Annotated in this window: 15 protein-coding genes and 2 pseudogenes; 7 read left to right on the top strand and 10 right to left on the bottom strand. The window is 70.0% G+C overall.

The window, feature by feature from the left end; all coding sequences use genetic code 11:
* Window positions 1–8: 8 nt before the first annotated feature.
* Together C6A87_RS02155 and C6A87_RS02150 are read left to right on the top strand one after the other, a co-directional pair.
* The gene (locus C6A87_RS02155) at window positions 9–248 is read left to right on the top strand and encodes a hypothetical protein (RefSeq protein ID WP_311115766.1); all 240 of its coding nucleotides are present in this window, start codon (window positions 9–11) and stop codon (window positions 246–248) included.
* Between the two features lie 9 nt (window positions 249–257).
* Window positions 258–1,667 (top strand): NCS2 family permease, encoded by a 1,410-nt coding sequence (locus tag C6A87_RS02150; protein WP_311115765.1) that lies wholly within the window; start codon window positions 258–260, stop codon window positions 1,665–1,667.
* 6 nt (window positions 1,668–1,673) lie between these two features.
* Here C6A87_RS02150 and C6A87_RS02145 read toward each other — a convergent pair whose 3' ends face one another.
* The 6 genes from C6A87_RS02145 to C6A87_RS02120 form a co-directional block, all read right to left on the bottom strand.
* Window positions 1,674–2,246, bottom strand: coding sequence for a TetR/AcrR family transcriptional regulator (locus C6A87_RS02145; RefSeq protein ID WP_396837146.1), 573 nt, complete (start codon window positions 2,244–2,246; stop codon window positions 1,674–1,676).
* A 147-nt stretch (window positions 2,247–2,393) separates the two neighbouring features.
* The gene (locus C6A87_RS02140) at window positions 2,394–3,389 is read right to left on the bottom strand and encodes a sugar phosphate isomerase/epimerase (RefSeq protein WP_311115763.1); all 996 of its coding nucleotides are present in this window, start codon (window positions 3,387–3,389) and stop codon (window positions 2,394–2,396) included.
* Window positions 3,390–3,465: 76 nt separating this feature from the next.
* The gene (locus C6A87_RS02135) at window positions 3,466–4,338 is read right to left on the bottom strand and encodes a sugar phosphate isomerase/epimerase family protein (protein WP_311115762.1); all 873 of its coding nucleotides are present in this window, start codon (window positions 4,336–4,338) and stop codon (window positions 3,466–3,468) included.
* A 3-nt stretch (window positions 4,339–4,341) separates the two neighbouring features.
* Window positions 4,342–5,382, bottom strand: a complete 1,041-nt coding sequence (locus tag C6A87_RS02130; RefSeq protein WP_311115761.1) for a Gfo/Idh/MocA family oxidoreductase — start codon at window positions 5,380–5,382, stop codon at window positions 4,342–4,344.
* Between the two features lie 8 nt (window positions 5,383–5,390).
* Window positions 5,391–6,305, bottom strand: a complete 915-nt coding sequence (locus C6A87_RS02125; RefSeq protein ID WP_311115760.1) for a sugar phosphate isomerase/epimerase — start codon at window positions 6,303–6,305, stop codon at window positions 5,391–5,393.
* The gene (locus tag C6A87_RS02120) at window positions 6,302–7,678 is read right to left on the bottom strand and encodes a sugar porter family MFS transporter (RefSeq protein WP_311118155.1); all 1,377 of its coding nucleotides are present in this window, start codon (window positions 7,676–7,678) and stop codon (window positions 6,302–6,304) included. The genes C6A87_RS02125 and C6A87_RS02120 overlap by 4 nt, the downstream gene beginning before the upstream one ends.
* Before the next feature lie 216 nt (window positions 7,679–7,894).
* Here C6A87_RS02120 and C6A87_RS02115 point away from each other — a divergent pair, with 216 nt between their 5' ends.
* The 5 genes and pseudogenes from C6A87_RS02115 to C6A87_RS02095 all read left to right on the top strand — a co-directional run bounded on the left by C6A87_RS02115 (window position 7,895) and on the right by C6A87_RS02095 (window position 11,526).
* A complete protein-coding gene (locus tag C6A87_RS02115; RefSeq protein WP_311118154.1) occupies window positions 7,895–8,887 on the top strand; it encodes a LacI family DNA-binding transcriptional regulator in 993 nt (330 codons plus the stop codon).
* A 79-nt stretch (window positions 8,888–8,966) separates the two neighbouring features.
* Entirely contained in the window at window positions 8,967–9,545 is a 579-nt protein-coding gene (locus C6A87_RS02110; RefSeq protein ID WP_311115759.1) for a TetR family transcriptional regulator, read from the top strand.
* 117 nt (window positions 9,546–9,662) lie between these two features.
* Window positions 9,663–10,432 (top strand): annotated as a pseudogene (cobM, locus tag C6A87_RS02105) (precorrin-4 C(11)-methyltransferase).
* Window positions 10,429–11,100 carry a 5,6-dimethylbenzimidazole synthase gene (gene bluB / locus C6A87_RS02100; protein WP_311115758.1) on the top strand — a complete coding sequence of 224 codons (672 nt, stop codon included), beginning with the start codon at window positions 10,429–10,431 and terminating at the stop codon, window positions 11,098–11,100. Before cobM ends, bluB begins: the two are co-directional and overlap by 4 nt.
* A pseudogene (locus C6A87_RS02095) lies at window positions 11,078–11,526 on the top strand (VOC family protein). Before bluB ends, C6A87_RS02095 begins: the two are co-directional and overlap by 23 nt.
* Window positions 11,527–11,529: 3 nt before the next feature.
* On the opposite strand, the gene C6A87_RS02090 reads toward C6A87_RS02095, so the two are convergent.
* Genes C6A87_RS02090 through cobF form a run of 4 tightly spaced genes read right to left on the bottom strand, consistent with a single transcriptional unit; the run spans window position 11,530 to window position 15,018 of the window.
* On the bottom strand, window positions 11,530–12,054 hold the full coding sequence (locus C6A87_RS02090; RefSeq protein ID WP_311115757.1) for a bifunctional adenosylcobinamide kinase/adenosylcobinamide-phosphate guanylyltransferase: 525 nt from the start codon (window positions 12,052–12,054) through the stop codon (window positions 11,530–11,532).
* Window positions 12,051–12,782 carry a cobalt-precorrin-6A reductase gene (locus tag C6A87_RS02085; RefSeq protein ID WP_311115756.1) on the bottom strand — a complete coding sequence of 244 codons (732 nt, stop codon included), beginning with the start codon at window positions 12,780–12,782 and terminating at the stop codon, window positions 12,051–12,053. The genes C6A87_RS02090 and C6A87_RS02085 overlap by 4 nt, the downstream gene beginning before the upstream one ends.
* A complete protein-coding gene (locus C6A87_RS02080) occupies window positions 12,782–14,257 on the bottom strand; it encodes a cobyric acid synthase (RefSeq protein WP_311115755.1) in 1,476 nt (491 codons plus the stop codon). The genes C6A87_RS02085 and C6A87_RS02080 overlap by 1 nt, the downstream gene beginning before the upstream one ends.
* Window positions 14,254–15,018 carry a precorrin-6A synthase (deacetylating) gene (cobF, locus tag C6A87_RS02075; protein WP_311115754.1) on the bottom strand — a complete coding sequence of 255 codons (765 nt, stop codon included), beginning with the start codon at window positions 15,016–15,018 and terminating at the stop codon, window positions 14,254–14,256. The genes C6A87_RS02080 and cobF overlap by 4 nt, the downstream gene beginning before the upstream one ends.
* Between the last annotated feature and the right edge of the window lie 14 nt (window positions 15,019–15,032).

Raw genomic sequence — 15,032 nt, 5'->3', positions numbered from 1 at the left:
GAAGCGGAGTGACACAACGGATTTCGCGCTACCTGGGCGCCGCGGCGGTGGCCGCCGCCGCAGTGGCGCCACTGGCGGCGTCCGCGTGGAGCACTCCGGCCACCCCGACGGCGCAGTGCCCGCCCGGCCAGACCGGGGTGATCTACGGATGCGCACCGTTCTGCGTCGAGGGCAAGTACCTCGACACCCAGACGGGGCTGTGCATGCCGATCGCCCCGCCGCCTCCCGCCCCCACACCGCGGTACTAGGGGCGCGGCGTGAACGCAGTGGACCGATTCTTCGAGATCACGGCCCGCCAGTCGAGTGTGGCCACCGAAATTCGCGGTGGCGTCGTCACTTTCATCGCGATGGCCTACATCATCGTCTTGAACCCGATCATCCTGTCGAGTTCGACGGATGTCGACGGCAACCGGCTGGACTTCGCCCAGGTGTCGGCGACGACGTCGCTGGCCGCCGGCGTGATGACGATCCTGTTCGGGCTCATCGCCCGCCTGCCCTTCGCGCTGGCCGCCGGGTTGGGCATCAACTCGTTCCTGGCCACCACCGTCGTCGGCGAGGTGACGTGGCCCGAGGCGATGGGTCTGGTGGTCATCAACGGGCTGATCATCGTGCTGCTGGCGGTGACCGGGCTGCGCCGGATGGTGTTCGACGCGGTACCGATGCAGCTCAAGCTCGCCATCACCGCGGGCATCGGCCTGTTCATCCTGTTCATCGGCGTGGTCGATGCCGGGTTCATCTCGTCGACCGGTGCGCCGTCGCCGCCGGTGGGACTCGGCAGCGGCGGTCAGGGATCGATCAGCACGATCCCGACGCTGATCTTCGTGTTGACGCTGCTGCTCACCGGTGTGCTGGTGGCCAAGCGGGTGCGCGGGGGCATCCTGATCGGGCTGGTGGCCGGCACCGTGGTCGCGGTCGTGGTGGAGGCGATCTGGCATCTCGGATCGGCGGTCGACAATCCCGGTGGCTGGAGCCTGTCGGTGCCCGCGCTGTCCGGGTCGCCGTTCTCCCTGCCGGATCTGTCGCTGGTCGGCGAGTTCAGCATGGACAGCTTCAGCCGCATCGGGATTCTCGCCGCGGTGATGCTCGTGTTCACGCTGGTGTTCGCGAACTTCTTCGACGCCATGGGCACCATGACCGGCCTTTCCCGCGAGGCCGGACTGGCCGACGAGAAGGGGACGTTCCCGCGGTTGCGCGGGGCGCTGGTCGTCGAAGGTGCCGGTGCCGTGGTCGGCGGTGCGACGTCGGCGTCGTCGAACACGGTGTTCATCGAGTCCGGGGCCGGCATCGAGGAGGGTGCGCGCACCGGCCTGGCCAACGTGGTGGCCGGCACGCTGTTCCTGGCCGCGATGTTCATCTCACCGCTCGCGTCGATCGTGCCGACCGAGGTTGCCGCCGCCGCGCTGGTGGTGGTCGGCGCGATGATGGTGTCGCATCTGCGCCACATCGATCTGTCGGAGTTCTCGGTGGCGCTTCCGGTGGTGCTGACCGTCGCGGTGATGCCGTTCAGCTACTCGATCGCCAACGGCATCGGCGTCGGCTTCATCAGCTGGGTGGTGATGCGCACCGCCGCGGGGAAGATCCGTGAGGTCAGCCCGCTGCTGTGGGTGGTGGCGGCGGGGTTCGCCGTGTACTTCGCGCGCACGCCGGTGGAGACGCTGATCGACTGACGCCGCTCAGCCGATCTCGGCCCGCTCGGCGGCCACGCCGAGGACGACCGCGCGGATCTGCCGTGCGATGTCGTCCCGGCTCATCTCCTCGGGCGAGTCGTTGGCGAACGCGAACACCAGCCCGCGGATATAGGTCAGCACCACCGAGGCCTGCTCGTCGAGCAGTTCGCGGTCCAGCGTGTCACCCCGGTCGTTCTGCATCGCGATGACCGCCCGCTCCACCAGCGCGCGATAGGTCTCGGAGACCTGCCGGAAGCCGGCGGCGATCTCGGCGTCGACCCGGCCCAGCATGGTCAGCTCCAACCGTGCCCGGGTGCGCGACATCTGGGGTTCCCGGCGGATCCGCAGGACCTGCTCGGCGAGCACCTTCATCAGCACGTCGCCTGCGCTGTTGGGCGCGTCCTTGAAGACCTCGGAGAACGCCTGCGCGTCATAGCGGACCAGCTGGTCGGCGACGCCGTGCAGCAGCGCCGTGCGGGTCCGGTAGTAGAAGGACGTGGTGCCGTCCGGCACGCCGGCGCGCCTGTCGACCTTCAGGTGGCTCAGGCCGCGGGGGCCTTCCTCGGCCAACAACGCGATGGCGGCGTCACAGAGTTGGTGACGACGCTCGGCTGCATTGTGCTTACGGCGAGTGTCAACATAGGCGATCTTACGGGGACGCCAGGTTTGCCGGCCAAATCCGCCTCGACGTCGGCGCGGCAGAAAGATGCGCTGCCTGCGGATACGTCAGACGGCAATCGGGTTCGCCGATTTGAGCGTCTCGGCGGCGACTCGCAGACCTTCGAGCGGCCCGAAGGCGGCATCCTCGTGCTCGATGTTGACCCACATGTCCGGGTCCACGGCCTCGAGGGCCTGCAGGAAACGGGACCAGAACTGCACGTCGTGCCCCTGCCCGACGGCCACGAAGTCCCACGCCGAATCCTCGGGCCACTTGTTCACGACGTGCCTGCCGCCGAGGCCGGTCGGATTCCGGTCTGCCGGGATCCTGGTGAACCGTTCGTCCAGGACACCGTAGATCCTGCAGTTGTCGTTGATGCGGGTGTCCTTGGCCGCGGCGTGAAACACCAGCGGACCCAACCACTCGACGGCCGCGATCGGGTCGATGCCCTGCCAGAACAGATGCGAGGGATCCATCTCCGCCCCGACGTTCGTGGCGCCCGTCCGCTCGACCAACCGCCGGAGCGTGGGTGGATTGAACACCAGGTTCTGCGGGTGCATCTCGATGGCGAGCCTGACGCCGTGGTCGCGCGCCAGCGCGTCGATCTCGGTCCAGAACGGCACCGCGACGTCGTCCCACTGGTAGTCGAGGGAGTCGAGGTAGCCCGAGTCCCAGGTGTTGACGTGCCACGCCGGCCACTTCCCGCCCGGATGCGCCTGCGGCAGACCGGACATCGTCACCACCCGGTCGACGCCGAGCAGGCCGGCCACTCGGATCGCGTTGCGCAGATCCTGCGCGTCCTCCGGGCCGACCTCCGGATCGGGGTGCAGCGGGTTGCCGTTGCAGTTCAGCCCCGCCAGGGACACACCGGTGCCGTCGAACGTCGACAGGTACTGCGCGACCGAGACCTCACCGGAGAGCAGACCGCCGACGGGCAGGTGCGGCGTGGGCAGGAACCCGCCCGCGTTGACCTCGGCCCCCGTCAGGCCCAGCGCGCCGATGATCTCCAGCGCTTCGCGCAGCGGTCTGTCGTGCAGGATCGCGGTGTACACGCCGAGCTTCATCGATCTCCTTCGTGTCGAAATTGCATTCCACGCGGCGTTTTTCGTGTTTCGGCCGCGTGGAATGCAATTTCGGCGGTCAACGGTATTTGGCGACGTAGTCGGTCATGGTCTTGTGCTGGAAGCGCGACACCTCGTGGGCGTGCTCGTCCTCGCCGAACACACTGGACACCATCACGGTGTCCTCGCGCTCGTAGAACCCGAGCCGGCCCAGCCCGCCGAAGAACTCGTCCCAGTCGACGTCACCGTCGCCGATCTTGAGGTGCTGATGCACCCGCACCGGATTGCCCGGCGGGTTCGTGATGTAGCGCAACCCGTGCGAGCGGTGGTGATCCATCGAATCGGCCACGTGCACCAACCGCAGCGTGTCCCCCGCGGCGGCCATGATCTCGGCCATGTTCGCACCCATGTGGAAGGTGTGGCACGCGACGTAGACGAACCCGATGTTCGGTGAGTTCACCCCGCGGATGATGCGCAGCGCCTCCAGGCCGTCCTCGACGAAATCGTCGGGGTGCGGGTCGATCCGCACATCGATGCCCTCGCGCTCGAAGATCGGCACCAACTCCTCCATGGACCGGAAGAACGCCCGCTCCGACACCTCGGCCTGCTCGGGGCGACCGGAGAACTCCGTGTTGATCACGTTCACCCCCAGATCCACGGTGATCTGCACGACCCGCTTCCAGTTGCGCACCGCGGCCTCGCGGGCGTCCTCGTCGGGACCCGACCAGCGCAGCACCGGCAGCACCGACGCGATCCCGACCCCGGCGTCGGCACACGCCGTGCGGAACGCGGCTACCAATGCGTCGTCGGCGCGGGGATGGTTGTAGAACGGGATGAAATCCCGATGCGGCGTCAGTTGCAGGTACTCATACCCCAACTCGGCCACCACCTTCGGCAACTCCAACAGGCCGTAGTCGTGATGGAACGGGGTCGGGTCGAGGGCGATCTTCATGGCTCAGGCTCCCGGGATCGAGGCGCGGTCGGCCAGGGAGACCGCGACGGGTTGACCGGACTGCAGTGCCTGCACCCCGGCTTCGCACACCGCCGTGGCGGCGTAGCCGTCCCATGCGCCGGGACCATCGGTGTAATCGCCTGTCGCGGCACCGGATCGGACCGCGTCGGCCCAGCGCTGGATCTCGGTGTCGTAGGCCCGGCCGAATCGCTCCTTGAAGCTGGGGGTGATGGTGCCGCCCCAGGTCCCCGAGGCACCCTTACTGACCAGCCCGACGTCCAGACCGATCATCGCGCTGCCCTTCTCGGCGACGATCTCGGTGCGCACCTCGTAGGCCACGCCGGTGGTGACGAACAGCTCGACGTCGACGTGCCGGCCGCTCGCGGTCGTCATGATCGCGATCTGCGGATCGGCGAGCCCCTCGCGGGCCAGTGAATTCGGTGTCGGTGTGACGATCTGGATCGAGGTGATCTCCTCGCCGAACAGGAAGCGGGCCACGTCGACCTCGTGGACCAGCGAGTCGCGGACCGTCATCGCCGAGTCGAAGTGCTCCGGGACCGCCGGGTTGCGGTGCACGCAGTGCAGTAGCAGTGGATTGCCCAGTTCGCCGCCGTCGATCAGTGACTTCAGCGCCACGTACTCGTCGTCGAAGCGGCGCATGAAGCCGACCTGGATCAGTCGGGCACCGGTCTCGGCCTCGCGGCGAACCACCTCCAGCGAGGTCTCGACGTCGGTGGTCATCGGCTTCTCGCACAGCACCGGCTTGCGCTGCTCCAGGCAGGCCAGCAGCTGCTTCTCGTGCGTGGGGCCAGGTGTGGCGAGCAGCACGGCATCGACCTCCGGATCGGCGATCGCGTCCAGCGGATCACCGACGGCGCGGCAGCAGGGGATGCCGGCCGCGAGCTGTTCTGCCTTCTCGGTGACGTAGTCGTTGACGACGGCGACCCGGGCGCCGGAGATGCGAGAGGTGAGGCGCGCGACGTGATCTGCGCCCATCAGGCCGACCCCGAGGACGGCGACCCTGAGCTCTTTCGAATCAGACATGGGACTCTCTACTTGAAGGTGACGGACGGGATGCCGCACGACCCGAGGTAGCTTCGGGTGCGCTTGGCGATGGGCAGCGGTGCGTCGGCCTCGCAGGGATACATGTCCTGCTCGACGATCGCGAACACGTCGATGCCGAGCTTGTCGATCTCGGCGAGAAGCGGTGGCATGTCCGGGATTCCCAGCGGCGGCTCGGTCATCGCGCCGAGCTTGACGGCCTCGCCGAACGGCAGATCCTCGGCTTCGACCTTGGCGCGCACCTCGGGGTCGACCTGCTTGAGATGCAGGTACCCGATGCGTTCGGGGGCGCGGCGGATGATCGCGATGTTGTCGCCGCCGCAGTAGGAGATGTGGCCGGTGTCCAGGCACAGGTTCACATACCGGCTGTCGGTGCCGTCGAGGAAGCGGTAGACGTTGTCCTCGGTGTCGACGTGCGAGTCGGCGTGCGGATGGTATTGCGCACGCACCCCGTAGGTTTCGAACATCGCCTTGCCGAGGTCGTTCATCCCGCCGGTCTTCTTGGCCCACTGTCCCTCGGTGAGATGACGGTCTTCGAGCACCTCGCCGGTGGCAGGGTCACGCCACATCTCCGGGATCACCACGACGTGCTTACCGCCGACCGCCGCGGTCAGCCTGGCCACGTCCTCGACCTGCTTCCACACCGCCTCCCAGTTGTCGGCCGCGCTGTCGCGGTGCAGGTGCTCGAAAACCGTTCCTGCCGAGAGCTTCAGCCCTCGCGCGGCGAGCTCGTCGGAGAGCTTGTCCGGATCGGTGGGCAGGTAGCCGTAGGGGCCGAGCTCGATCCACTCGTAGCCGGACTCGGCGACCTCGTCGAGGAACCGGGTGTAGGGCGTCTGCTGCGGATCGTCGGGGAACCACACTCCCCACGAATCCGGCGCAGAGCCGACACGAATGGTGCTCATACAGGGGTCCTTTCGATGGTCGATGCCGAGATTCCCTCGGTTTCCAGACGTTCCTCGAGTTCTTCGAGGGTGGTGCCCTTGGTCTCGGGCACCAGGCGATGCACGAAAACCCAGGAGCCGATGTTCACCAGGACGAACAGTGCGAAAGTGCCGGTGGACCCGAGTGCGTTGTTCAACAGCGGGAACACGAACGAGATGATCGCGTTGGTGCACCACAGCACGAACACCGCGATGCCCATCGCGAACCCGCGCACCGACAGCGGGAAGATCTCCGAGAGCAGCAGCCACACACAGGTTCCGATGAACATCTGCACGAACCCGACGAACAGCACCATGCAGCCGAGAATCACGTAGCTGCGAGTGGTGTTCTCCGGCAACAGAAATGCCGCCGCCAACGCGGCCTGCGAGGCCGCCACCCCGGCGAAGCCGATCTGCAGCATGGTCCGCCGTCCGATGTAGCCGAGCAGGATGATGCCGATGATCGTGGTGACCACGGACGTCACTCCGACCGCGATGGTCGCGACCAACGAGGCGCTGACCCCGAGACCGCTCTGCTCCAGGATGGTCGGGGCGTAGTAGTTCACGGTGTTGATGCCGGTGGCCTGCTGCACGATCGCCAGCCCGCACCCGACCAGCACGACCCGGCGGATCCACGGCACGTCGCGGATCACCGAGAACGGGGTGCTGGTGCTCTTGAGCATGTGGCTGGTGTGGTCGACCACGATCGCGTACTCGGCCTCGGCCTCGCCAGGAGCACGACTGAGCCGCAACACGTTCCGGGCGTCGGACAGGCGGCCCTGCAGGGCGTACCAGCGCGGCGAGTCGGGCAACGCGAGCATGCCGACCAGCAGCGCGATCGCCGGGACCGTCGCGACGGCCAGCATGGTCCGCCACACGTGCGGGTCCTGGATGAGGTGATCGAGCAGCGCGTTGGTGGCGAAGGCGAGCATCTGACCGGTGACGATCATCAACTCGTTGATGGTGACCATGCGGCCCCGCCGGTCGGCCGGCGCCATCTCGGCCAGGTAGAGCGGGCACGTCACGGCCGCGGCGCCGACGCCCAGGCCCAACACGATGCGCGCCGCGACCATGATCTGCACGTTGGGCGCCAGCGCGCAGCCGAGCGCCCCGATCAGGAACAGGCCCGCACAGATCAACAGCGTGCGCTTGCGCCCGAGGCGGTCGGCGACCCGGCCGCCGAACAGCGCGCCGAACGCGGCACCCGGGAACAGCAGCGAGCTGACCACGGTGGCCTCGCCGAACGCCGAGAGTGCCAGATCGTCCTTCATGTACAGCAGCGCGCCGGAGATGACCCCGGTGTCGTAGCCGAACAGCAGGCCGCCGAGCGTGGCGATGACCGTGAGCTTCGTCAGGAAGCGGCCCGGGTGGTCGGGCGTCGGGGGGTTGTCAGGCGGCGTGGGCTTGTCAGGCGTGGTGGGAATGGACACCGGGGACCTCGCTTCGGAGTACTAACGCGCGTTAGTAACGCGCGTAAGGACTACTATGAACCGAGCCCCAAGATGTGTCAACCTTCACTTACCGAGAGGACCGCGGCTGTGACCACCCCGCCCCGGCGTCGCCGACCCACGATGGCCGATGTCGCCGAACGCGCAGGGGTGTCACGCACGCTGGTGTCGTTCATCCTCGACGGAAAGCCCGGCGCCAGCGACGAGACCCGACAGCGGGTGCTGGCGATCGCCGACGAGATCGGTTACCGGCCGGACTCCGCGGCCCGGCTGCTCGCGCAGGGCCGCAGCCGCACCCTCGGCGTCATGAGCGACATCCGGCAGCTCTTCGAGGCCGAGCTGATCACCCACATCTATCCGGCCGCCGAGAAACTCGGCTACGAGGTTCTGCTGTCGGCGAACCTCCCCGGGCGGACCGAGGCCACCGTCGTCGACTCACTGCTCAGCCACCGCTGCGGCGCGCTGATCCTGCTCGGGCCGAAGGCCGGTCAGGACTTCTTCGACGAGCTCGCGGGCCGCGTGCCCGTGGTCGTGGCGTGCAGGCGGCTGACCGGACTGAACGACGAGGTCCCGCTGGCGACCGTCCGGACCGACGACGCCAAGGGCATCCGGCAGGCCGTCGACTACCTGGTCGAGTTGGGGCACCGCCGGATTCACCACGTCAGCGGCGGCACGGACCCCGGCTCCGACGACCGGCTGGCCGCCTACTGCGGCGCGATGCACGCGCACGGCCTGGACCGCGAGACCGTGGTGATCCCCGGTGCTCACAACGAGGAAGCCGGCGCCGCGGCGGCGCACACGATGCTCGCAGCGCCGACGCTGCCGACGGCGGTGCTGGCCGGCAACGACCGCTGCGCACTCGGGATCCTCGACGTCTTCACCCGTGCCGGTGTGGACGTGCCGGGCCGGGTGTCGCTGATGGGGTTCGACGACAGTCGGCTGTCGGAGAACCCGCGCATCGACCTGACCACCATCCACCAGGACGCCGGCGAGATCGCCCGCCGCTCGGTCGAGCTGGCGGTCCAGATGCTCGTCGACGGGCCGTCGCGGGCCACCGACGTGATCCTCGAACCCGAGCTGATCGTGCGCGGCACCACCGCGGAGCCGGCGCGCTGACCGCACCACCACAGATCCGCCCGTCACCGGTTTGTCACGAACGACCTTGACTGCCAGCTGCGGCTGCGACAATCGAGGGATGAGCAGCGGCGAGCGGCCCAGTCTGCGGGAGCGTAAGAAGACACGCACCCGCGAGACCGTGCGCCGGGAGGCGTTCCGACTGTTCGAGCGGCGCGGCTACACGCAGACCACCGTCGAGCAGATCGCCGAGGCCGCCGACGTCTCCCCGCGCACCTTCTTCCGATACTTCCCCACCAAGGAATCGGTGCTGTTCTCCGACGACCTGTTCACGCCGATCATCGAGGCGTTCCTGGCCGCTCCGGCAGGGCTCTCGCCGGTGGCCGCCTACCGGCACGCGGCCGCCGAGGTGTTCGCCCGGATGGCGGGGCCCGATTACGACTACATCATCGCCCGGCAGCGACTCCTGTACTCCCTGCCCGAGGCCAAGGGCGCACTGTGGATCGAGCACGTCAAGGCGATCCGCCGGCTCACCGCGGCGATCGCGCAGCGGCTGAACCGCCCCGAGGACGACCCGCAGATGCGGGTCACGGCCGGCGCGATCATCGGCGTGTTCATGGCCTCATCCGACGACGGGCCGATGTCGGGGCAGGCGTTCCTCGACGCCCTCGACGTGCTGGACAAGGGCCTGCCGGACTGACGCCGGACGCCCGGATCGACCCGCCGACTGTGGGGGTTGTGCACGCCGGAACCCCGAAATGCGTGCACAACACCCACAGTCGGGGAGGTCGCGCCCGCGGCTCTAGACTGCCGTTCGATGACTGACCGTGCGGTGCACTTCGTCGGCGCCGGCCCCGGTGCCGCGGACCTTCTGACCGTCCGCGCGACCCGGCTGCTCGCCGACGCCGAGGTGGTGCTGTACCCGGGCACCTACCTCGACCCGGAGGTGCTGGCGCACTGCTCACCGGCCGCCGAGCTCGTCGACACCGAGCACCTCGACCTGGACCAGATCGTGGACCGGTTGGTCGGCGCGCACCGGGACGGACGACGCGTGGTCCGGCTGGTCTCCGGAGATCCGTCGGTGTACTCGGCGGTGTCCGAGCAGACCCGCAGGCTCGACGCGGCCGGGGTGGCCTGGGACGTGACCCCCGGGGTGCCCGCCTACGCGGCCGCCGCGGCCCGGGTCGGACGCGAGCTGACGGTCCCGCTCGTCGCGCAGTCGGTGGTGCTGACCCGGACCCAGCAGCGCTCGACCGCGATGCCCGAGACCGAGTCGCTCAAGGCCTTCGCCGCCACCCGCGCGACGCTGGTGCTGCACCTGGCCGTCACCCGGATCCGGGAGCTGATGGCCGAGCTCGCCCCCGACTACGGACCGGACTGTCCCGTGGTCGTGGTGTACCGAGCGTCGCAGCCGCAGGAGCTGGTCCTGCGCGGCACGGTCGACGACATCGCCGACGCGGTGGAGTCGGCCTGCGGCAGGCCGCGGTGATCCTGGTGGGACGCGCCCTGGCGGGGCGCCCGGACCCCGAGGCCGGCGAGAGCCATCTGTACGACCCGGCACGGGACCGGCCGGGGCGGCACCGGTGAGCGACCTGTACGACGTCATCAACCGCCGCCGGGACACCCGCCGCGAGTTCACCGGCGCACCGGTCGACGACGACGTGCTGCACCGGGTGCTGCTCGCCGCGCACGCCGCACCGTCGGTCGGCATGTCGCAGCCCTGGGACTTCGTCCTGGTCCGGTCGCCGCAGACCCTGCGCGCGTTCCGCGATCACGTGGCCGCCGAGCGGGAGGTCTTCGCCGCCGAACTGTCCGGTGAGCGCGCCGAGACGTTCGACCGCATCAAGGTCGAGGGGATCTGCGAATCCGGGCTGGGCATCGTCGTCGGCTACGACCCGACCCGCGGCGGACCCCAGGTGCTGGGGCGGCACGCCATTCCGGACGCGGGTCTGTACTCGGTGGTCTGCGCGATCCAGAACCTGTGGCTGTCCGCGACCGCCGAAGGGCTCGGCGTCGGCTGGGTGTCGTTCTACCGCGAGGACTTCCTGCGCGACCTGCTGGGCATGCCGGAGCACGTGCGCCCGGTCGCGTGGCTGTGCGTCGGCCCGGTCTCCGAGCTGCCCGACGTCCCCGACCTCGAACGCTTCGGCTGGCGGGCGCGGACCTCGCTGTCGGCGGTGCTGCACGAGGAGCACTACGGATCCGCGGCCGGCGGGCCCTTCTTCGGCCATGATGGGCGAGATGACCGCCCGTGAGATCCAGGTGACGTTCGACTGCGCCGACCCGGACGCGCTGGCCGGGTTCTGGGCAGCGGTGCTCGGCTACGTCGTGCAACCGCCGCCGCCCGGTTTCGACTCCTGGCAGGCCGCGCTCACCGCGATGAACGTGCCGCCCGAACAGCACACCGACGCGTCCGCGGTGATCGACCCCGACGGCCGGGGTCCGCGGCTGTTCTTCCAGCGGGTGCCGGAGGGCAAGGCGGCCAAGAACCGCGTCCACCTCGACGTGCGCTCCGCCGACGGCCTCGACGGCGACGCGCGGATGGCGGCATTGGAACAGCGGTGCGCGCAACTGGTCGCGTTGGGCGCCACCCGCCTCGGCCGGACGAGCCTGACCCGCCGCTGCAGGGCGGCCACATCGTGATGGCCGATCCCGAGGGCAACGAGTTCTGCCTGGACTGACGGTCAGAGCTTGAGCACCCGCCCCGCGATCACCAGGTGTACCTCCTCGCACACCGCCGCGACCCGCTGGTTGGCGGTGCCGAGCAGATCGCGGAACAGCACCCCCGACCGGTGCGACGGCACCACGCCGAGGCCGACCTCGTTGGTCACCACCACCACGTCCCGGGCCGCGGCCAGCGCCTCGCACAAGGCCGAGACCCGGCCGTCGATTGCGGCGTGTATCTCGCGGGAGTCCGCCTCCCAGAGCCGTTCCCGGTCGAGCAGAGCGGTCAGCCAGGTGCCGAGGCAGTCGACGAGGACGGCGCCGTCGGCCTCACGCACCGCGGCGGCGACGTCGGCGGTCTCGACGGTCCGCCAGTGCGCGGGCCTGCGGGCCCGGTGCTGGGCAACGCGCGCGTCCCAGTCGGGGTCGCTGCCGTCGGCGGGCCGGCCGGGGGCCAGGTAGGTGACCCGGGACGCCCCACTCACCAATTGTTCTGCGTGGCGGGACTTTCCGGAGCGCACGCCACCGGTCACCAGGACCCTCATGCCCGCCCCCGCACCCAGGCCACGGCCTCGGCGATGTCGTGCACGGTCTGCACCCCCGCGGCGCGGGGTGGGCGGCGCACCACGACGACGGGTACGCCGAGCTGTTCGGCGGCCGCCATCTTCGGCCAGGTGTGTTCTCCGCCGGAGTCTTTCGTGATCAGCACGTCGGCGCGGTGCTCACGCATCAACGTCAGCTCACCCGCCAGCTCGTAGGGGCCGCGGCTGGTCAACAGGTGCCAGCAGGCAGGCAGCTGGCCGTCGGGGGCCTGCACCACCCGGGCCAGCACCGCGTGCGCACGCAATGCTGGGACGAAGCGGTCGATCTCCTGGCGGCCCACCGTCAGGAACGGCCGGGCGCCGAGCCGGGCCGCGGTCGCCGCGGCGTCCTCGTGGGTGTCCACCCAGTGCCAGGTGTCGCGGCTGCGCTCGCTCCAGCCCGGACGTTCCAGCCGCAGCAGCGGGGTACCGTCCGCCCGGCACGCCGCCGCGGCGTTGGCCGAGATGTTCTTCGCGAACGGGTGAGTCGCGTCGACGACGACGTCGTATCCGTCGAGTACGGCACGCAGTCCGTCAACCCCGCCGAAGCCGCCGATACGCACCTCCCCGACCGGCAGCCGGGGGTGGGCGACCCTGCCGGCCAGCGAGGTGGTGACGTCGACGCCGTCGGCGGTCAGCAGTTCGGCCAGCGCGCGGGCCTCGGATGTTCCGCCCAGCAACAGGATTCGCATCAGGGCGCTCCGGGTGGCAGGAACGGGAGTTGCGGCGGCGGGCCGCAGGCGGCCAGCTCCAGAAGCGCGTCCACGTCGAGGTGTTCCTCGACCAGGTCGCCGAGCAGGTCGAGGCGGTCCTCGCGGGCCTGCGGGAACGACACCCCCGACGGCGCCACACCGAGCGTCTCGGAAAGGAAGCGGGCGCGCAGCGCGTCGCCTTCGAGGGCGCCGTGCCACATCGTGCCGAACACCTGCCCGCGGCGGGCGCCGCCGGGGAACTCCTCGACCCCGGCGCCGCAGGTGATCCGGCCGTGATGGATCTCGTAGCCTGTCGCGACCGCACCGTGCCAGTGGCCTTCGGGCACCCGAAGTGCCTTGTCCGCAACGAAATCCGTCACCACGTCGAGCAGGCCCAGACCGTCGGCCTCGGTGGCGCCGCCCTCCACGCCGTGCGGGTCGCGGATCTGCCTGCCCAGCATCTGGAAGCCGCCGCAGATCCCCAGCACCGGCTTGCCCGCCGCAGCGTGGGCCAGCACGGCCCGGTCCAGGCCGCGGCTGCGCAGCCACGCCAGGTCGGCGATCGTCGCACGCGTGCCGGGCAGCACCACCAGGTCGGCATCGGCCAGCGCGCCGGGCTGCGACGCGAACACCACGTCGAGCCCGGGTTCCAGGCCGAGCGCGTCGACGTCGGTGAAATTGCTGATCCGCGGCAGCCGCACCACCGCGACGCGGGGCGCGCCCGGGCGGACGGACCCGCGCCCCTGAAGTTCCAGTGCGTCTTCGGAATCCAGCCAGAGATCGGCGTGCCACGGCACGGTACCGAACACCCGGCGCCCGGTCAGCCGTTCCAGGTCGCGCAGGCCGGGATCGAGCAGTGCCTGATCGCCGCGGAACTTGTTCACCACAAATCCCGCGACCAACGCCTGGTCTTCGGGCGAGAGCAGCGCGACCGTCCCGAAGAACGCCGCGAACACCCCGCCACGGTCGATGTCGCCGACCACGACGGTCGGCAGACCGGCGTGCCGAGCCAGCCCGAGGTTGACGTAATCGCCTGCGCGCAGGTTGATCTCGGTGGGACTGCCCGCGCCTTCGGCGATCACCACGTCGTAGCGCGCGGCCAGCTCGTCGTAGGCGGCGTGCGCTGCCTCGGCCAGCGCGCGGCGGCCCTCCAGCCAGTCCGACGAGGACACCTGCCCCCACGGCCGGCCCATCAGCACGACGTGGCTGCGGCGGTCGCTTCCCGGTTTGAGCAGCACCGGGTTCATCGCGGGTTCCGGGACGGCGCGGGCGGCCAGCGCCTGCACCCACTGGGCCCGGCCGATCTCGGTCCCGGTCCCGTCGGCGCCCGGGCACACCATCGAGTTGTTCGACATGTTCTGCGCCTTGTACGGGGCGACCTTGAGTCCCCGGCGGGCCAGCGCGCGGCACAGCCCCGTGGTCACCGCCGTCTTGCCCGCGTCGCTGGTCGTGCCCGCGACCAGCAGCCCGGTCACCGGGTCCGCCTCAGCAGGAACACGTCCATCACCCAGCCGTCGCACTCGTCGGCGGCGGCGCGCGCCTGTCCGATCGCGGGCAGCACCTCCCCGAGCCGACCCGAGACGAGGCGTTCGCCGGCAGCGCCGAGGTTGGCTGCCCACCAGATCGTCCAGTCGGCCAGGCCGCCGAAGTCCATCCGTTCCGGCGGCGGGTTCAGCATCGCGACGATGTTGTCCAGCCCGGCGGCCACCGCCTCCTGCAACCGGCGGCCGGTGGTGACGTGAACGGGCCTGCCGACCTCGTGCAGCACGATGCGGTGCCGCGCCGCGAGCAGCTGCGGCGCGCTGATGCCGGGCAGCACGTCGAAATCCAGATCGACCTGCGGGCTCAGCAGGGCACGCACCTTCTCGACCACCCGGATCGTCGAGTCGTACAGCGACGGGTCACCCCAGACCAGGAACGCCGCCGTGCCGCCGCGCTCCCTGAGGACCTGCGCGTATGCGGCGGCGCGGGCGTCGTGCCAGTCGCCGACCGCGGTTTCGTAGCCCCGCGTGTCCAGGCCCGTGGAGCGGTCGCGGGCCGGATCGGGCAGTGCGACCAGTTCGGCGTCGCCGTACCGGCCCAGGATCTCGCGGCGCAGCGCGAGCAGGCGGTCATCGCCGGACTTCTCGGCGGCGAGCACGTAGTCCACGGTGCGCAGCGCGTCGGCGACCTCCGGTGTGACGTGCTGGGGGCCCATGCCGACACCGAGAATCCGGACCCTGACCGCGGTGTGCATACCGCGATTGTCCC

This window comes from Mycobacterium sp. ITM-2016-00317 (assembly GCF_002968295.1).
GTDB lineage: Bacteria > Actinomycetota > Actinomycetes > Mycobacteriales > Mycobacteriaceae > Mycobacterium.
This window is presented reverse-complemented; position numbering and strand designations above follow the sequence as displayed.